This window comes from Geothrix edaphica (assembly GCF_030268045.1).
In the GTDB taxonomy this organism is placed as follows: domain Bacteria; phylum Acidobacteriota; class Holophagae; order Holophagales; family Holophagaceae; genus Geothrix; species Geothrix edaphica.
Window position 1 is genome coordinate 1285468 of the sequence record NZ_BSDC01000001.1, and the last position, 16640, is coordinate 1302107.

The 16640-nt window shown below is 68.9% G+C and carries 17 protein-coding genes; 4 read left to right on the forward strand and 13 right to left on the reverse strand.

What is annotated here, in order from left to right; genetic code table 11:
• Positions 1-89 precede the first annotated feature (89 nt).
• Positions 90-929, forward strand: coding sequence for a tetratricopeptide repeat protein (locus tag QSJ30_RS05780; protein ID WP_285607345.1), 840 nt, complete (start codon positions 90-92; stop codon positions 927-929).
• 34 nt (positions 930-963) lie between these two features.
• Here QSJ30_RS05780 and QSJ30_RS05785 read toward each other — a convergent pair whose 3' ends face one another.
• The 3 genes from QSJ30_RS05785 to QSJ30_RS05795 are packed head-to-tail and all read right to left on the reverse strand — an operon-like array spanning position 964 to position 3546.
• Positions 964-2139: a cache domain-containing protein gene (locus QSJ30_RS05785; protein ID WP_285607347.1), complete on the reverse strand. Its 1176-nt coding sequence runs from the start codon at positions 2137-2139 to the stop codon at positions 964-966.
• 25 nt (positions 2140-2164) lie between these two features.
• Positions 2165-2764, reverse strand: coding sequence for a roadblock/LC7 domain-containing protein (locus QSJ30_RS05790; protein ID WP_285607348.1), 600 nt, complete (start codon positions 2762-2764; stop codon positions 2165-2167).
• On the reverse strand, positions 2761-3546 hold the full coding sequence (locus QSJ30_RS05795) for a DUF4388 domain-containing protein (protein WP_285607350.1): 786 nt from the start codon (positions 3544-3546) through the stop codon (positions 2761-2763). The genes QSJ30_RS05790 and QSJ30_RS05795 overlap by 4 nt, the downstream gene beginning before the upstream one ends.
• 248 nt (positions 3547-3794) lie before the next feature.
• Here QSJ30_RS05795 and QSJ30_RS05800 point away from each other — a divergent pair, with 248 nt between their 5' ends.
• Together QSJ30_RS05800 and mtnA are read left to right on the forward strand one after the other, a co-directional pair.
• On the forward strand, positions 3795-4442 hold the full coding sequence (locus tag QSJ30_RS05800; protein WP_285607352.1) for a class II aldolase/adducin family protein: 648 nt from the start codon (positions 3795-3797) through the stop codon (positions 4440-4442).
• Positions 4442-5440 carry an S-methyl-5-thioribose-1-phosphate isomerase gene (gene mtnA / locus QSJ30_RS05805; RefSeq protein ID WP_285607358.1) on the forward strand — a complete coding sequence of 333 codons (999 nt, stop codon included), beginning with the start codon at positions 4442-4444 and terminating at the stop codon, positions 5438-5440. Before QSJ30_RS05800 ends, mtnA begins: the two co-directional genes overlap by 1 nt.
• A gap of 15 nt (positions 5441-5455) precedes the next feature.
• Here the strand turns inward: mtnA and QSJ30_RS05810 are convergent, their stop codons facing one another.
• Genes QSJ30_RS05810 through QSJ30_RS05820 form a run of 3 tightly spaced genes read right to left on the reverse strand, consistent with a single transcriptional unit; the run spans position 5456 to position 8504 of the window.
• Entirely contained in the window at positions 5456-5833 is a 378-nt protein-coding gene (locus tag QSJ30_RS05810) for a DMT family transporter (RefSeq protein WP_285607361.1), read from the reverse strand.
• Positions 5830-6849: a glycosyltransferase family 9 protein gene (locus tag QSJ30_RS05815; RefSeq protein WP_285607363.1), complete on the reverse strand. Its 1020-nt coding sequence runs from the start codon at positions 6847-6849 to the stop codon at positions 5830-5832. The genes QSJ30_RS05810 and QSJ30_RS05815 overlap by 4 nt, the downstream gene beginning before the upstream one ends.
• Positions 6846-8504, reverse strand: coding sequence for an ArnT family glycosyltransferase (locus tag QSJ30_RS05820; protein ID WP_285607365.1), 1659 nt, complete (start codon positions 8502-8504; stop codon positions 6846-6848). The genes QSJ30_RS05815 and QSJ30_RS05820 overlap by 4 nt, the downstream gene beginning before the upstream one ends.
• Positions 8505-8588: 84 nt before the next feature.
• Between QSJ30_RS05820 and QSJ30_RS05825 the strand changes: the two genes are divergently transcribed.
• Complete coding sequence (locus tag QSJ30_RS05825; protein ID WP_285607366.1) at positions 8589-8864, forward strand: hypothetical protein; 276 nt, start codon at positions 8589-8591, stop codon at positions 8862-8864.
• A 110-nt stretch (positions 8865-8974) separates the two neighbouring features.
• Here QSJ30_RS05825 and QSJ30_RS05830 read toward each other — a convergent pair whose 3' ends face one another.
• From QSJ30_RS05830 to QSJ30_RS05860, 7 genes are read right to left on the reverse strand one after another with little or no spacing between them, the layout of a single operon-like run.
• Positions 8975-10639 (reverse strand): glycosyltransferase family 39 protein, encoded by a 1665-nt coding sequence (locus QSJ30_RS05830; protein ID WP_285607368.1) that lies wholly within the window; start codon positions 10637-10639, stop codon positions 8975-8977.
• A gap of 16 nt (positions 10640-10655) precedes the next feature.
• Entirely contained in the window at positions 10656-11708 is a 1053-nt protein-coding gene (locus QSJ30_RS05835; protein ID WP_285607371.1) for a bifunctional UDP-4-keto-pentose/UDP-xylose synthase, read from the reverse strand.
• 60 nt (positions 11709-11768) lie between these two features.
• Positions 11769-12671 (reverse strand): CorA family divalent cation transporter, encoded by a 903-nt coding sequence (locus QSJ30_RS05840; RefSeq protein WP_285607373.1) that lies wholly within the window; start codon positions 12669-12671, stop codon positions 11769-11771.
• Positions 12671-13735: a zinc-binding dehydrogenase gene (locus QSJ30_RS05845; RefSeq protein ID WP_285607375.1), complete on the reverse strand. Its 1065-nt coding sequence runs from the start codon at positions 13733-13735 to the stop codon at positions 12671-12673. The genes QSJ30_RS05840 and QSJ30_RS05845 overlap by 1 nt, the downstream gene beginning before the upstream one ends.
• A 13-nt stretch (positions 13736-13748) precedes the next feature.
• Positions 13749-14747 (reverse strand): NAD(P)H-dependent glycerol-3-phosphate dehydrogenase, encoded by a 999-nt coding sequence (locus QSJ30_RS05850; protein ID WP_285607377.1) that lies wholly within the window; start codon positions 14745-14747, stop codon positions 13749-13751.
• The gene (plsY, locus tag QSJ30_RS05855; protein ID WP_285607379.1) at positions 14734-15399 is read right to left on the reverse strand and encodes a glycerol-3-phosphate 1-O-acyltransferase PlsY; all 666 of its coding nucleotides are present in this window, start codon (positions 15397-15399) and stop codon (positions 14734-14736) included. The genes QSJ30_RS05850 and plsY overlap by 14 nt, the downstream gene beginning before the upstream one ends.
• 12 nt (positions 15400-15411) lie before the next feature.
• Positions 15412-16638 (reverse strand): CinA family nicotinamide mononucleotide deamidase-related protein, encoded by a 1227-nt coding sequence (locus QSJ30_RS05860; RefSeq protein WP_285607381.1) that lies wholly within the window; start codon positions 16636-16638, stop codon positions 15412-15414.
• Positions 16639-16640 lie beyond the last annotated feature (2 nt).

The following is a 16640-nucleotide window of genomic DNA, read 5'->3' on the forward strand; positions in this document are numbered from 1 at the left end:
CCACCTCGGCGACCAGTGAAAGGGGCGGCGATGCCGCCCCTTTCACTGGTAGGTTTGGAGGCGCCCCTCCCGCCTGTTCCGGATAATCCATGATCCCACTGCTCCTCCTGACTCCTGTCGCCCAGGTCCAGTCCCAGGGTCTCGCCATGCCCCTGCCCGCCCCTGGTGAGGCCCTCTACAAGGCCAGGGACTGGGCCGGTCTCGCGGACTGGTTCGAGACCGTGCCGCCGGCCACCCGCGGGGCCCATTACGAGCTGTGGATCCAGGCCCTCAACCGGAGCCAGCGGTGGGAGCGGCTCGCAACCGTCTGCGAGGCCCTGCAGCCCCAGCTGGAAGCGAAATCCGGCCCCCGCCTGGCCACTTACCGCCTCTACCGCGCCCAGGCCCTGAGCCAGCTGGGCCGCCACGCGGAGGCCGCGACCGCCCATGCGGAGAATGGCCGGCTGGGCTACCCCGACGGCTATCCCAATGCCTGCGCCGAGGCCCGGCTGGCGCAGGACTGGAGCGCCCTCCTGACCTGCGCCGACACGCTGCTGGGAGCACACCCCGGGGATGCTATGGCCCTGGCCTGGAAGGGTGAGGCCCTGGCCCGGGCGGGGCGCCTGGCCGAAGCGGAACCGATCCTCCGCGAGGCCGTGGCGAAGGATCCCAAGATCGCCTACGCCTGGAACAACCTGGGCCGCTGCCTGAACGAGGAGAAGGCCTGGGCCGAGGCCTGCGAGGCCCTCGACAAGGCCCTGGCACTGGAGCCCAATCAGCTTGAGGCCCTCTTCAATCGTGGCCGGGCCCGCTTCGAACTGAAGCGGTACAAGGAAAGCCGGGACGATTTCCGCGCAGCCCTCACGTTGCGCCCCGACGATCCCGTCCTCACGGAGAACCTGCGCCAGGCCGAGCGCTACGCCACCCTTCCCGCACCGAAGAAGCGCTGAAAGGGTGGCGCGCCGGACCTGACTGGAGTGGAGGTCACTCTGGTCGGGTCAGCATGGCTATGGACTTCTTGAGGCTCACGCGCATCCGTTCGAAGGATCGGATCAGCAGCCCGATCTCGTCTTCCCGCTCGGTCTCGAGCTTCAGGTCGACATTCCCCATGCTGATCTCCTTGGCCTGTCCCGCCAACTGGACCAAGGGCCCGATGATCTCTACGCGGAGGTACATCGCCGCCACCACGAAGCTGCCCGCGAAGACCAGGACTGTGGCGAGAACCAGGGTCCAAATGGCCGAGTGTTCATTCCGGATCTGGTCGGTCACATCGTTCAGGGCCAGCACGACGCCCACTTGTTTCCCGGAGGCGTCCTTGAGGGGGAAAGCCCCCTTGGCAAGGCTCCGCGAGCCCCGGGTGAAGACTCCGAAGTATTCAGGGGACGTGGCCTTGCGGAACTCCTCTTCGGAAACCATGCCGGCGGCCGTTGTGGCATCGGCCAGGGTGGTGCTGACCATGACGAACCCCTTGAACTGATCCCAGTTGTCCGCCTTTCCCTTCGCCTTGAGCGTCTTCCGGTACTGGTCCTCGTCCAGGAACTGCTTGTCCACCATCACCGCCACATCCACTCCGGTTTCCCGCTTCACCAGCTGGTCGAAATGGTCAATCTCCTCCCCGAATTCCAAGAATCCGATCAGGTCCCCGTTGTGGAGGTAGGGGGTCACCACTCGCAGCGCGAAGGCTGTCTTGCCGAGCTCGATGCCGCTGACGGTCTTCCCGGCCGCCCGGGCCTGCTGAAAGGTCTCCCGCTGAACCACGTCACCGAAATTGCCTGGGTCGTGGGCCCGCAGGAAGCAGGTGCCATCTTTGTCGATGAAATAGAGGTGCGTGATCCCGAAACGGGCCTTGTTCTCCCGGTAGAGGTCCTGCACCGCCTCCTGAAGCTTTTGACGATCCTGGTGGTCCGCATAGACCTGACGCAGGGAGGCGTTGGTGGCGAGGCTATTCATGGCCGCCGACAGCATCTTGGTATCGCCCTGGAGGATCAGGTTGTAGGCACCCTGGGACCGCTCCACGGCCTTCGTGGCATTGAGCGCGAGGCTGTTCCGGACGGATATGTAGAGGATCCCGGAATAGACCGCCACCATCAGCAGTTCCAGGATGAGGATTCCGCCCAGCATCTTGAAGCGGATGCTCCGCTTGAGGGCTCCAATGTCCATGCATGACCTCCGAATGGCCGATGATTCAGCCGATGATGGCGTTCGCTTCCTTGAGAAAACGCTTGCGGTCCGAGGGATCGTCGAGTTCCTGCGCGAGGAGGTTCACGAAGTCCCTGAGTTTCCTGGGATCCTCTCCGGCCGACCAGTCGGCATGGACCCTCGAGAAAAGGAGCTCGCCGATGGGACCGATGGATCCGAGGAAGGCCTGTTTCAACTGTCCCAGAACCACCGAACGGGTCGTGGCGACCGTCACTGCGGGCGGTTTGCGGGGTGGGGCCGTGGGCAGGGCCTTTTCGAGCCGGTGCGCGGCTTGGAGCAGCGCCAGGTTCATCAGCTGGGCATTGACCGAGCCGTTGCATAAGGCGAGGATCGCGCCCTTGGGTACAGGGCGCAGGATCACCCGCCCCCCGTTGAAGCGCAGGTCCAGGCCGCCACCTTCTCCCTCGAGGGCCTGTTGGACGAGGAAGTCCTCCGAAAGGAGCTGGACCATGTTCTGGATGGTGCCGATGGAGTAATGGTCGGGAAAATCCGAGGCCAGTACCGCCCCTTCGGTGCTGAAGACCAGCGTCCCGATGGCTCCCGGAACACCGAGAATCTGGTGGAGGATCTCTTTCGCCTCGGTCATGAGCTCACCCGGCGCGCTACAAGAGCCTGCCGGATCCCCGCCTCTACCGCCTCTGGAGCAGCATCATCAGTGAGGCAGACCGAAAGACCCGTCCCCTTCGACCTGAACAGCAGCACCCGTTCAGGCCCTGCATGAATCAAGGCCGCCTGTAGATCGCCAAGCCCGAACGCCTCGCCCAAGGGGGCAGCGATCATGGTCGCCAAGTAGGCGCCCTTGGCCGCCAGGTCCTCGCCCCGAGCATCCGTCACCCCGCGCGGCGCCCCGTCCTCGTCCGTGAACACTGCATAGGCAACGCCTGGAACGCCACCGACGGTCTGCATGAACTCCTCCGGGCGGACCGTCGTTGGCTGACCCGGCGCGCTCCCGGTCCGGAGTTCCGTAAGACCGTGGCGGGACTCATCCAGCCACTGGTGTGCGGACAAAAGCAGGTGTTCCCTGTGTTTGTGGATGGACTGGTGGAGGGTCATCACGTTGGGATGCAGCCGGAAACTTCCTCCAGGCCAAGCCATGATGCGGTTGAAGGCCTCCTCGCCCCCGAGGCTCCCCACCTCAGCGTGGACCACTTCGCCGCGATGGAAGAAGATCTGCCCTTCTCGCTCCTGGTAGACGACCTGGATGGATCCCGAAAAGAGGTTCTGCCCCTCGATCTGGACCACATCCGCCAGGGTCATGTTCGAGATGGCGCCTTCAAATCCCACGGGTTCCGTGCCGGATGGAGGCAGAGCTGTGTCGGTCGGCGAAATCGAGGTCATTGAGAAAACATCCGGTGCCGCCAGTGCCATGGAGGAGCCTTTTGGGAAGTTTTCGGGTTGAGAACAATCAAGGAGCCGAGTTTCCCCACCGGGGGCGGCCAACAAATTGTCTACCGCAAGGTGTGGTATGGCCAGGCCTCCCGGTGAATCGTGCCCAAAGTCACGAGCACACTTACCTCAGGTCGGGTGGACAGGCGGTTGCATTCCGGGTCCGGGCACGGCTCCCCGAAAAACCAGCCATTACCTTTCCCGCTCATGGCCCCCCTACACTGGTTCCCATGCCCGACTCCCTGCTCCAAGATCTCCTCGACGGCTGCCGACGTTTGCATGCGGGCGGCCTGTTGGCGGCTTCGGACGGCAACCTTTCCGTGCGCCTCCCCAACGGCCTCATCGCCATGACCCCAAGCGGCGTGCCCAAGGCCAAGGTGCAACTCATGGACCTGGCGCACCTCACGCTGGCAGGCGAGATCCTCTCGGGTCGCCCCAGCAGCGAGCGCGCCATGCACCTGGCCATTTACCGCGCCGTGCCGGAAGCGAAGGCCGTGGTCCACGCCCATCCCCCCACCGCCATCGCCTGGTCCCTGGCCCGGCCCGACCTGGAGGAGCTGCCCTCCGACGGCCTGCCCGAGGTGATCCTGGCTGCCGGCCGCATTCCCATCGTGCCCATGGCCATTCCCGGCACCGAGGCCATGGGCGCGAACCTCCTGCCCTTCCTGCCTCAGCACCGCCTGATGATCCTGGCCCGCCACGGCGGCCTCTGCTGGGGCGAGCACCTGGACGAGGCCGTGGGTGGTCTCGAGCGCCTGGAGCAGGTGGCCCAGATCCTCTGGAAGGCCGAGGCCCTGGGCGGCGCCAAGCCATTGCCTGCCTCCGACCTTCAGGAACTGCGCGCCCTGAGGGCGAAGATCGGACCGAGGATCATCTGATGCATTCCTTCGAATCCCTGGGCCTGAGACACGATGGCCACACGCTCTGGGTGCTGGATCAGACCCAGCTTCCGGATACCGAGATCTGGCTGGACGGCAGCGAGCCCGAGGCCATGATCGCCCTCATCAGGCGCCTGGCCGTGCGGGGCGCGCCGCTCATCGGCGTGGCGGCGGCGGCCAGCCTCGCCACCTTCGCCCACCGGGGCGCGTCCGCGGCCGAATACGCTGCCGCCTGCGCGGCCCTGCGCGCAGCCCGGCCCACGGCCGTGAACCTCATGTGGGCCATGGACCGCATGATGGGCGCCGCCGATCCCGTCGCCGAGGCCCAGGCCATCTTCGAGGAGGATGTCCGGCTCTGCGAAGGCATGGCCCAGCACGGCGCGGCGCTCATCCAGGACGGCGAAGGGATCCTCACCCACTGCAACACGGGCGGCCTGGCCACCGCGGGCATCGGCACGGCGCTGGGCGTCATCCGCCGTGCGCACGAGCAGGGCAAGCGCATCCATGTCTACGCGGACGAGACGCGGCCCCTGCTCCAGGGCGGGCGCCTCACGGCCTGGGAGCTGCGGAAGCTGGGCATCCCCTCCACGCTCATCACGGACAGCATGGCGGCCCTGCTGCTGCGCGACGGCAAGGTGCAGCGCGTGCTGGTGGGCTCGGATCGCGTGGCCGCCAACGGCGACTTCGCCAACAAGGTGGGCACCTATGGCGTGGCCGTGCAGGCGAAGCACCACGGCGTGCCCTTCCACCCCGTGGCCCCTTTCTCCACGGTGGACCTGGCCTGCCCCACCGGCGCCGCCATCCCCATCGAGCTGCGCGACCCCGCGGAGGTGCGGGGCTACGGCCGGTGGCGCTGGGCCCCGGAGGATATGCCCACCTGGAACCCGAGTTTCGATGTCACGCCCGCAGATCTCGTCACCAGCCTGGTGCTGGACCGGGGCGTGTTCAGTGCCGAGGCGCTCCGGGCGGGCGTACTGGCCCAGGTGTGCGGAAGCTGAGGCCTGGCGCTCCGCTCACTGTCCGCGACCGCTCCACGCCTGCAGCCCCACGCCGATGACGATGACCGTGAGCGCCACCCAGCGCATGGGGGTCATGGCCTCGCCCAGGAAGGCCCGGGCCATGAGGGCATTGGCGAGGAAGCCGAGGGCCAGGAAGGGATAGGCGTAGTTCACCTGCACCATGGACAGCGCACCCAGCCACACAACCACGCTCACGGCGTAGCACGCCAGGCCCGCGATCACCCAGGGTTCGAGCATCAGGCGGAACAGGGGACCCACCGCAAGGTGCATGCCGCCCGCGGCCTGGAGGCCCTTCTTCAGGCAGATCTGCGCCGCCGCGTTCAGCAGCACGCCCAGCACGATGAGGGGGATGGCCTTCACATTGGGGCTCATGGGGCCTCCGGGGCGGGGGTGGCGAGGTGGGCTTCGAGGGCGGTCCAGATGGTTTCGGCGGGAACCTGGGTCATGCAGGGATGGTCCGGCAGGGGGCAATGCCACTGCTGGCATTCCAGGCAGGCCAGGCCCTCCTTCCGGATCACGGTCACCTTCGGGCCCCGGGGGGCCGTGTGGCGGGGGATGGTGGGACCGAAGACGGTCACCAGCGGCACACCGCAGGCCGCGGCCAGATGGGCCAGGCCTGAATCGTTGGCCAGCACGGCGGAAGCGCCCACCAGCCAGGCGGCGCTCTGCGACCAGGGGATCTGCGCCGTCAGGTTCAGCACCTCGGGCACCCGTTCCTGGAGGCGCCCGCCCCAGAGCACATCGTCGCCGGGACCGCCCAGCACCACGATGCCGAACCCCCGGGCCAGGGCGCGTTGAGCCAAGTCCACCAGCAGCTCGAGCCCGAGGCGCTTGGCGCCGGCGGCGGCACCGATGGCGAAGGCCAGATAGGGGCCCCGATCGAACCCGTTCGCCCCGCGGGCCGCCGCCACAGCCTCGGCACTTTCAGGTCGCGGACGGAACGGCAGGAAGGCGGGTGGCCCCAGCTCCGGATAGCCCAGGCGCACGATATCCCGGTAGCGCTCCAGCGAGTGGTCGTCCCGGCCCCAGTAGTTGAGGCTGGCTGTCAGCAAGAGGGAGGCACCCCCATCGCCGCAGCCCACGCGGCGGGGCACCCGGGCGGCGAAGGCGGCGACGGGTGCGCGCAAGCTCTTGGCCAGGGCCAGGATTGAGGCAGGCCGGTGGGCCCGCAGGAGCCGGGCGCCTTCCAGCAGGCCCGCCTTCTTCGCGGGATCGGCACAGGCCCCGACGTAGCCCTGGGCACCCTCGAAGAGCTCCACCGTGGCCGCCGGGCCCCAGGCCACCAGGGGCAGGCCGGCGGCCAGGAGAGGCGCTGCCGCCTGATGCATCAGGATGGCGTCGCCCACGAAGCGGGGCATGCGGATCCAGTGGGCGCCGGCAGGGATCATGGCCGCTTCTTCAGCAGCAGGATCTCCCCGCCGCCAGTCGGCACCGCGGCGAGCACCTCGAAGCGGGCCCGCAGGGTCGAGGTCATGCCCCAGGCATCCTGGTCCCACTCGCCGCGCTGGGCCACCAGCCGGGCCTCGGGATCCATGCGCTCCAGGGCCTCGGCGTTGCGCAGTTCCGGCATGAGGTGGTCCGTATAGACCATGACGCCGCTACGGATGGTCTGCCAGTAGAAGACCTGGCGACCGGCGATCAGCGGTTGGACAGTAGTTGTCCAGCGACGGTAGGACTTCTGTGAGTCCAGGAGGCGGAAGCCCCAGGTGCCGCCCACCAGGTAGAGCAGACCCAGGCCCAGGGCCGCGGCGCGGACCAGGCCGCCGGCCCTTTTCCGCCAGGCCAGAACCGCCATGAGAAAGGTGCTGCCGACCAGCACCAGGGCCATGAGCCGGGTGGGCCCAAGGAACGGGATCACCTGGCTCTGCAGTTTCACACCGCCAGCCCCCAGGGCCAGGGCCGTCAGGGCGAGGGCCGGCAGGGCGAGGCCGGCCGCCAGCAGCAGCCCGAGGCGGCGGACGCGGTCACCCTCCATCCGCCGGAACAGGTCCCCCAGCAGCAGGGCCAGGAAGGGGTAGCTCATCAGCAGGTACTTGCCCTGCTTGCTCTGCACGGCACTGAGGAAGGCAAAGGGCACCACGAAGGCCGCCAGCAGGAATCTCGGCGCAGCCTCGTCCAGCCTCCGTTCCCGCCGCAGATGCAGGGCCAGCGCCGGCACCAGGAGCACCCAGGGGAAGAAGTCCCCCAGGCTGTACTCGAAGTACCGCCACCAGGGCTGGATGTGATCCCAGGCCTTGGTGGCCCGCTCGAAGTTCTGGAAGATGATCAGCTCGTAGGCGTAGTGCGCCCCGCCCTTCAGGCCCGCCGCCACGTACCACGGCGCCACCAGCAGCAGGGTGAGGCAGAGGCCTGCGACGATGCCCGCGCGGCGCAGCACCGCGAGGTCCCGCTGCCAGACCAGGAAGGCTACCAGCACCAGCACGGAGAGCACGGGGGCCAGGGGCCCCTTGGCCAGGAAGGCCAAGGCCAGCCAGAAGTACGCCTTCAGGAACCAGCGGCGGTGCTCGCCGGGCGCCAGCTCGGGGCCGTGTTCGCGGAGCAGGAGGTAGCCGCCCAGCCAGGCGAGCCAGCTCCAGGCCAGCAGGGCCGCGAAGAGCATGTCGATCTGGATGAACTGCCCCTGCCAGAACCAGAGGGGCGTGGTGGCCAGGATCAGGGCTGCTGGCTCGGCCGTGCCCGGGGCCAGGAAGCGCACGGCCCAGCGGCGGAAGGCCGACAGGAAGGCCACCGCCGCGATCACCGAGGGCAGGCGCAGGGCCCAGGCCGCCACGCCCTGGGTGAAGCCCAGTCCGCCCGTGAGCGTGTCGAACAGCACGGAGGAGGCCTTCATCACCCAGTAGTAGAGGATGGGCTTCTCGCTATAGGGCACCCCGTTGAGGTAGGGCAGCAGCCAGTCGCCCCGCAGGCGCATCTCCTTCACGCACTGGGCGAAATCCGGCTCATCCGGAGCCCAGAGGTCGCGCACGGGCAGCACCGCCACCAGCAGCAGGGCGAAGAGCAGCTCGGGCGCGTGGGCGCGCAGCCAGCTTGCGAGGCGGGACATGCGGGTCGGCCGAGTCGGGGTTCCATTCATCCCCCCATCTTCCCCTGGAAGCACCCCTCTCGCCCAGCGGGGTACAATGGTTCCATGGTCCCAGCCCTCCTCACCCTCCTGTTCCTCACCGCCCCGGCCCCGGTCGATGGCGTGAAGGAGGACATCAAGCAGGCCGGCAAGCAGATCGGCCAGGGCGTCAAGAAGGGGGGCCAGGCGGTCGGCCAGGCGGCCAAGAAGGGCGGCAAGGCGGTCGGCCAAGCGGCCAAGGAAGGCGGCAAGGCCGTGGGCCAGGGCGCCAAGACCGCCGGCAAGGGCGTCGCCAAGGGCGCCAAGGATGCCGGGCGTGGCGTCAAAGAGGCCGTGAAGTAGGCTCGATCCCGACTGGAGTCTGACCGCTGCCAGATCCTGTCAGTCCGAAGGAGAGGTCTCGGCACTCCCGAAGGGAGTCCGAGAAAGAGGCCGTAAAGTAGGCTCAGCCCCTACCGCCGCCGCGCCACCACGGCAGCCGGGCTGCGGGCAACTTCCTCCCAGCGCGCCCGCTCCTCGGGGGTGAGCTGCCTCCAGGTGGCATCCTTGGCCATCACGAAGACCGGCCGGGATGGATCCGCCTCCTTCATGCGATCGGCCACGGCGTCCAGGGCGCCGGGATCCTCGTTGAACCACCGGGGGGCATCGGCCAGGTGCCTCCGGCCAAAGGCCAGCTCCCCGGTCCCGGCGACCACCACGACCCGGGTGCGGGCGTAGAACGGCAGTCCCTGGAAGTAGTTGCCGTAGCTGATCCACTGGGCGGGTCCGGGGACGGCCCGCACCAGCCCGGCGACGGACTTGCCTGGGCCCACGGCGGCCTGGGCGCTGAGGATCAGCAGCCAGAGCGCGGCGCCCAGCACGGCCATCAGGCGCGGCCCGGTCAGGCCCCTCCGCCCGCGGGCCCAGAGGCCGAGCCCCGCGAAGGCGAGGCCCAGGACCACCAGCCAACCGGGGGCGCCCAGCTCGCTGCGGAAAAGGACGGCCCCGACCAGGAAGAGGGTGCCGAGCCCAAGCAATTCCCAGCCCATCCGGCGCAGGGCGGTCGGCTCCTCGCCCTCACGCTCGAACGCGCAGGCCAGGGCCGCCAGCGGCGCGAGCACCGGCAGGATGTAGGGCGGGAGCTTGGAGCCGGACAGGCTGAAGAAGGCCAGGGGCCAGAGGAAACCCACCGCGGTGGTCCCGACGATCCACCGGGCGAGGTGGTCCGTGCTCCGGGGGCCGCGGCCCGCCAGGAAGGCCCAAGTGCGCTTCAACCCCACGGACGTCGCCGACAGCCAGGGCAGCAGGCCCACCGCGAGGATGCCGAGGAAGTAGAGCTTGTCGAGCAGCCAGTTGTTGGAGCCCTGACGCGCGTGCTCATGGGTGAGGAAGCGGGTGAAGTGCTCGTGGATGAAGAAGTACTGGGCGTGGCCGGGGTTGGCCCGGTCCACGAACCAGAACCAGGGCGCCACCAGGACGAGGTAGAGCAGCCAGCCGAGGGGATTGAATCCCGTGCGCAGCACGGCCCGGCGCAGGGCCGCATCCTTCCAGGCGAAGGGCAGCGAGAACACCAGGATACCGCCCATGAGGATCACCTGGGCCAGGCCCTTGGTGAGCATCGCGCCCGCCATGAAGAGGAACGCCAGCAGCGTCCAGCCCAGGGCGCCCTGTCCTTCCCGGCGCCGGGCCACGGCCTCCACGAAGGCGGCCAGGGCCGCCACCAGGAAGGCGCTGAAGAGGGCATCGAGGGTGAGAAGCTGCCCCACCAGGAAGGCCAGCAGGCCGGTGGCGGCCATGAACGGGGCCCAGCGCGCATCCCGCGCGCCCAACCGCTTGGCCAGGCGCCAGGCCGCCCAGATCAGGAGTCCCGAGGCCAGGGCCAGGGGCAGGCGCGCCGCGGCGCCGTTCAGGCCGAAGAGCTTCATGCTGATGGCGGACAGCCAGTACTGGAGGGGCGGTTTCTCGAAGTAGAGCACCCCGTTGAGTCGGGGCGTCAGCCAGTCGCCCGTGGCCAGCATCTCCCGCGGAATCTCCGCATAGCGTCCCTCGTCCGGCTCCCACAGGGGCCGCACCAGCAGGGGCAGCAGGCCCAGGAAGAACCAGAGGACGAGGAGGTAGGTGCGTTCGCGGCGCGTCATGGGCCCAGGCTGGGGATCAGTTCTCGGTCTCGACGACCTTCTCCAGGGCCTTGTGCTCTTCCACGAAGAAGTCGATGGCCTTCTTCAGCGAATCCTTCATGGTCACCTTGGGTTCGAATCCGAAGGCGGCCTGCATGCGCTTGATGCTGGGGGTCCGGCGGGCCACATCCTGGTAGCCCTTGCCGTAGAAGTCGCCGCTGCCCACTTCGACCATGCGGCCTTCGGGAATGCCGCGCTCGATGCGGAAGGGATGGTCCTTCCAGATGGCGATCATCTGCTCGGCGATCTCACGCACGCTGAAGTCGTTGGCGGGGTTGCCGATGTTGAAGATCTGGCCATCGGCCTTGCCGCCCTCGTTGCGGAGGATGGACATGAGGCCGTCCATGGCGTCGGCCACGTCGATGAAGCAGCGGCGGGCAGTGCCGCCGTCCACCAGCTGCAGAGGCTCCCCGTTGAACAGGTTCCAGCTGAACTGCGTCACCAGGCGGCTGCTGCCCTCCTTGGCGGTGTTCAGGCTGTCGAGCTTGGGGCCCATCCAGTTGAAGGGGCGGAAGAGCGTGAAGCGCAGGCCCTGCTGGAAGCCGTAGGCCCAGATCACGCGGTCCAGCAGCTGCTTGCTGGTGCTGTAGATCCAGCGGTTCATGGGGATGGGGCCCGTCACCAGCGGCGACTCGTGCTCGTCGAACTCCGCGTCGGGGCACATGCCGTAGACCTCGGAGGTGCTGGGGAAGACCACGCGCTTCTTGTACTTCACGCACTGCCGGACCACGCGGAGGTTCTCCTCGAAGTCCAGCTCGAAGACGCGCAGGGGGTCGGTCACGTAGACCTTCGGCGTCGCGATGGCCACCAGGGGCAGCACCACGTCGCACTTCTTGATGTGGTATTCGATCCATTCCTTGGAGATGGTCACGTCCCCCTCCACGAAGTGGAAGCGGGGGTTGGTCAGGTGGTCCGCCACCTTGTGGGTGCCGAGGTCCAGGCCGTAGACCTCCCAGTCCGTGTCCTGCATGATGCGGTCCACCAGGTGGGAACCGATGAAGCCGTTGACACCCAGGATGAGGACTTTCACGGGGACTCCTTACGCAAACGTATCAGTCTAACCGCTTGACCGCAGGGAGGCAGCAGGCGATTACCGCAGCCACCCCTTGCGCCGGAACCAGGCCCAGATGGCCAGGGCCGTGAGCAGCATGGCGCCGATCACCAGGGGGTACCCGAGACGGTGCTCCAGCTCCGGCATCCGCTTGAAGTTCATGCCGTAGACACCGGCGATGAAGGTCAGGGGCAGGAAGAAGGCGCTGAAGACCGTGAGCACCCGCATCACCTCGTTGGTGCGCTGGCTGGCCAGGTTGATCTCCAGATTCATCAGGTGGGTGGCGTTCTCCAGCAGCTCGTCCGCCCAGGTGTGCAGGCGATCGGCCTCCTCCACCACATCCGCCAGCAGCCCCTGGTCGTCCCTGACCTGTTCCTTGAAGGGGCCCAGGGCCGTGGTAATGCGCCCCAGGGTCCGCTTGATAACGGCGCAGCGGCGCTTGAGCCCATAGATCTGCTTGATCCCCAGGTGCGGGACCTTGCGGTTGAAGAGCGTGGCCTCGATCTGGTCGAGCTTCTCCTCGCTCTCCTTCAGGGGCTCGTCGAAGGACTTCACGGCCCTCGCACACAGGGAGAGCACCAGCTGTTCCGGACGAAGGGCCTGCCCGGTCGCCGCGCGCTGAGCGGCTTCAGCGAAAAACGGCTGTTCCCGCCGGTGGACGGTGATGATGACGCCTTCCATCATCAGCACCACCAGGCGGCGGGTCATGGCCTGGATGGTGTCGCCCCGCTTGGCCAACTCGTCGTAGGCCCGGAGGATGAGCAGCTGCTGGCCCGGGAGGCGCTCGTACTTGGGCAGGTGGGGCTGATTGAGCAGATCCCGTACGGCCGCCGGGTGGAGGCCATAGCGTTCGGCCACCTCGGCCATCTCGGCGGTCGTGGGATCCACCAGGTCGACCCAGGTGAAGGTGGAGCCTTCCGGAAGGGGCAGGTTGCGCAGCATCAGGACACCCGGCAGACCACTTTGCCGAAGCCCTGGCCGGCTTCGAGGTGACGCTGGGCCTCGGGGTACTCGGCCAGGTCGAAGACACGGTCGAGCACGGGGCGGAAGGGCGGGTTGGTGGGGTTGCGTTTCAGCAGCGAGAGCAGGGTCCAGAGATGTTCCCGGCGCCCCATGTACGAGCCGCGGACCTGGAGCTGCTTGGCGAAGAGAGCCTGCAGGTTGAAGGGGGTCTCCGGGCCCGTGGTGGCACCGCAGGTGACGATGCGGCCCCCCCGGGCGCAGACGGCCATGCTCGTGCCCCAGGTGACGGCGCCCGTGTGCTCGAAGACCACGTCCACCCCGCGCTTGCCTGTCAGCTCACGCACCTTGGCGGCCAGAGCCTTCAGGTCCTCCCGGACCAGCACATGCTCGGCCCCCAGGTCCCAGCACTTCATGGCCTTCGCCTCGCTGCCCACCACGGCGATGGCGGAGCCACCCAGGGCCCTCACCAGCTGGATGGCCGCGCTGCCCACCCCGCTGCCCCCGCCCCACACCAGCACGGTCTCGCCGGGCCGCAGGGCCGCCTTGTGGACGAGCATCTCCCAGGCCGTGAGGAAGACCAGGGGGAACGCCGCCGCCTGCTCGAAGTCCCAGTTGCCGGGGATGGGCAGGAGGTTGGCCGCGGGCACCAGCACGTGGGTGGCCGCCGTGCCGTCGCAGACGTGACCCAGCACGCCGTAGGAGGGGCAGAGCATGTCGTCGCCCCGCAGGCAGGCGGAACAGACGCCGCAGCTCAGCCCCGGCGCGATCATCGCGCTGCCGCCGACCTCGACGCCTGGGGGGAGGACCGTCCCCTCGCCCACGGCGGCGATCACCCCCGCCCCGTCACAACCGGGCGTGAGGGGCAGCGGCAGCGGGAAGCCCGGAATGCCCTCTGTGGTCCAGAGGTCCAGGCGGTTCAGCGCCATGGCCTTCAGCTCAAGACGCACCCAGCCCGGCTTCGGCTCCGCTGGCGTGAAGGCCTCACGGACAGGTGAGCCCGCCGGGCCGTGCTGGTTCACTCGGAAACGGAACGGATCGGCCATGGCGGCCTCCAGGTCACTCGGACTTCAGCGAGCGGGTCATCAGCCGCCGCACGGCTTCCTCGGGGCGCTCGCCGTTGAGGAGGCGCTGGACCTCGGCGGCGATGGGCAGGTCGAGGCCGTGCTCCTTGGCCAGGGCCAGGGCGGCCTCGGTGGTGAACATGCCCTCGATGATCTGGCCACCGAGGGCGTCCCGGGCCGCCTCCACGCTGTGCCCCTGCCCCACCAGCTCGCCGAAGGTGCGGTTGCGGCTTTGCGGTCCCGTGGCCGTGAGGAGCAGGTCCCCCATGCCGGCCAGGCCCATCACCGTGGAGGGCTGGCCGCCCAACACCTCCACCAGCCGGGCCATCTCGGCCAGGCCCCGGGTGATGAGGGCCGCCCGGGCGTTGTAGCCCAGCTTCAGGCCGTCCACCAGGCCTGCGGCGATGGCGAGGACGTTCTTGAGGGCGCCGCAGAGCTCCGTGCCCACCACATCGCGGCTGAGGTAGATGCGCAGCTTCTCGGAGGCCAGCTGGGCCTGGAGGGCCTTGGCCCGGGCGTCGGACACGGTGCCCGGCAGGGCCAGCACGATGGCGGAAGGCACGCCGCGGCTGACCTCGTCCGCGAAGGTGGGCCCGGAGAGGGCGCCCACGGGCACATCCAGCACACCGGTCAGCGCCTGGGAGAGCGTCTGGTGCGTGCTCTGGAGGATGCCCTTGCTGACATGGATCACCAGCTCGGGGGCACCCGGCGCCTTGGGCCGCAGGCTGCGCCAGGCATCGGGAGTCACCTGGGTGGGCATGGCGGAGATCCAGAGCGGGGCGGCGAAGGCGGCCGCCGGATCGTCCGAGGTTTCCAGCCGATCAGGAAATTCGACGTCCTTGAGCCGCAGGTGCCGCCGCGTGGCGGCCATCTGGGCCATTTCGTCGGGGAAGCTGCCCCACAGCGCCACCTTGGCGCCCGCCCGGGCCCAGGTGATGGCCAGGGCCGTGCCCCAGGCGCCGGAACCGAAGACGCCGATGTCAGCCCTGGACATGCGCGTCCTCCTTCTTGGCACCCCAGAGCTTGGATTCGGTGCCCGCCTGCAGGCGCAGGATGTTCTCCCGGTGCTTCCAGATGACCAGGATGGCAAGGGCCGCCCAGGGGAGGACCGGCGCCGGGCCCTGGCCGAGCAGCTCCGCCAGGGGCCTGTGCGGGCCCCGGGTCAGGAAGAGCTGCACCGGCACCATGGCCGCCGCCAGGATGCTGCCCAGGCTGACGTGGCGGGTGAGCCAGAGGGCGAGGAGGAAGGTGCCCATGGGCAGGAGCATCATGGAGGCATCCGCGGCCAGGATCACGCCAAGGGCCGTGGCGACACCCTTCCCGCCCTGGAACTTCAGCCAGGGAGTGAACACGTGGCCCAGAACCGCAGCCAGGGCCAGGAGGGCCAGCAGGTCCACGCCCACGCCCGCCTTCTTGGCCAGGAACACGGGCAGGAATCCCTTGGCGATGTCCAGGAGCAGGGTGACGGCGCCCAGGGCCTTGCCACCCACCCGGCTCACATTGGTGGCGCCGATGTTGCCGCTGCCGTGGGCGCGCACATCCCCCTTCCCGGCCAGCTTCACCAGCAGGAGGCCGAAGGGGATGCTGCCGCACAGGAAGGCGGCGAGACACCAGAGGACCGGAGAAGGCACGAGCGTCGATGGCATGGACGCAGTGTATCAGCCGTTCCGGATGGTCCGCCGCAGCAGGTCCAGGGCCGCGGCCATGCCCCTCAATTGCACGTCCAGCCGGTCGCCGGAAATGGCCAGGGCTTTCGAGACGGTCCCACCGGGCCCGGCAAGGGCGATGAACAGGGCGCCCGCGGGCGCGCCTCCTTCGGCGCCGGGTCCGGCATTGCCGGTAAGCCCCAGTCCCCAGGTGGCGCCCAGCCGGTTCCGCACGGCCTCCGCCAGCGCGCGGCTGGTGGCTTCGGACACGGTGCCCTCCTGCGCCAGGCGCCTCGCATCCAGGCCCAGGAGCGCGGTCTTGGCCGTCGCGGTATAGACCGTGGCGCCGCCGAGGAACACCTCGCTGGCCCCGGGGATGGCCGTGAGCCGGGACGCCAGCAGGCCGCCTGTGACGCTCTCCGCCACCGCAAGGGTCTCACCCCGGGTCTTCAGGCCTTCCAACACCGCATCCTCGAGGTTGCCCGCCCCCACCCCCACAAGGTCCTCGCCCAGCACGGGCAGGAAGTCGGCCCGGGCCGCCTCGAGGGCAGCGGGTTCGGCCCCCCGGGCCAGCAGCTCCACCTGGGTGAGGCTGGCGAGAATGGTCCAGTCCAGGTGGCCGTGCCTCTCCCGGGCCTCGCGGGTGCGCTCGTCCAGGGTGCTCTCGGGCACGCCGGCCACCACCATGCGCAGCGTGTGGACAGGCGCTCCGGCCAGGCCGCGCAGGCGGGGCTCCACCTGCTCCTCCCACATGCGCTTCATCTCGCGGGGCACCCCGGGCAGCATCACAATGCGCGCCCCGGGATGGGCCGGGGGAGCCTCCCACCACACGCCGGGCGCGGTCCCCACGGGGTTGCGCAGGGCCTCGGCACCCGCGGGCAGCAAGGCCTGCTTGAAGTTGGAGGCGGCCGGCACCCGCTTCCGGGCGGCATAGAAGGCCAGCATGTCCTCGCGGCTCTGTGCGTCCTCGAGGAGTTCCACGCCCAGGACCTCCGCGAAGCACTCCTTCGTGAAGTCGTCGAAGGTGGGCCCCAGGCCGCCCGTGGTGACGATGAGGTCGGAGCGGAGCAGGGCCTCGCGGAAGAGCGCAGCCAGGTCCTCCCGGCTGTCCCCCACGGCTGTTTTGCGGTGGAAGGCCAGGCCGAGGCCCGCCAGGCGCTCGCCCAGCCACACCGAGTTGGTGTCGAGGCGCCGCGTGGTGAGCAGTTCGGTCCCGATGGCGATGCATTCGATCCGCATGA

Coding starts and splice junctions, on each gene's coding strand:
- QSJ30_RS05780 (WP_285607345.1), top strand. CDS start 90: ATGATCCCACTGCTCCTCCTGACTCCTGTCGCCCAGGTCCAGTCCCAG.
- QSJ30_RS05785 (WP_285607347.1), bottom strand. CDS start 2,139: ATGGACATTGGAGCCCTCAAGCGGAGCATCCGCTTCAAGATGCTGGGC.
- QSJ30_RS05790 (WP_285607348.1), bottom strand. CDS start 2,764: ATGACCGAGGCGAAAGAGATCCTCCACCAGATTCTCGGTGTTCCGGGA.
- QSJ30_RS05795 (WP_285607350.1), bottom strand. CDS start 3,546: ATGGCACTGGCGGCACCGGATGTTTTCTCAATGACCTCGATTTCGCCG.
- QSJ30_RS05800 (WP_285607352.1), top strand. CDS start 3,795: ATGCCCGACTCCCTGCTCCAAGATCTCCTCGACGGCTGCCGACGTTTG.
- mtnA (WP_285607358.1), top strand. CDS start 4,442: ATGCATTCCTTCGAATCCCTGGGCCTGAGACACGATGGCCACACGCTC.
- QSJ30_RS05810 (WP_285607361.1), bottom strand. CDS start 5,833: ATGAGCCCCAATGTGAAGGCCATCCCCCTCATCGTGCTGGGCGTGCTG.
- QSJ30_RS05815 (WP_285607363.1), bottom strand. CDS start 6,849: ATGATCCCTGCCGGCGCCCACTGGATCCGCATGCCCCGCTTCGTGGGC.
- QSJ30_RS05820 (WP_285607365.1), bottom strand. CDS start 8,504: ATGTCCCGCCTCGCAAGCTGGCTGCGCGCCCACGCGCCCGAGCTGCTC.
- QSJ30_RS05825 (WP_285607366.1), top strand. CDS start 8,589: ATGGTCCCAGCCCTCCTCACCCTCCTGTTCCTCACCGCCCCGGCCCCG.
- QSJ30_RS05830 (WP_285607368.1), bottom strand. CDS start 10,639: ATGACGCGCCGCGAACGCACCTACCTCCTCGTCCTCTGGTTCTTCCTG.
- QSJ30_RS05840 (WP_285607373.1), bottom strand. CDS start 12,671: ATGCTGCGCAACCTGCCCCTTCCGGAAGGCTCCACCTTCACCTGGGTC.
- QSJ30_RS05845 (WP_285607375.1), bottom strand. CDS start 13,735: ATGGCCGATCCGTTCCGTTTCCGAGTGAACCAGCACGGCCCGGCGGGC.
- QSJ30_RS05850 (WP_285607377.1), bottom strand. CDS start 14,747: ATGTCCAGGGCTGACATCGGCGTCTTCGGTTCCGGCGCCTGGGGCACG.
- plsY (WP_285607379.1), bottom strand. CDS start 15,399: ATGCCATCGACGCTCGTGCCTTCTCCGGTCCTCTGGTGTCTCGCCGCC.
- QSJ30_RS05860 (WP_285607381.1), bottom strand. CDS start 16,638: ATGCGGATCGAATGCATCGCCATCGGGACCGAACTGCTCACCACGCGG.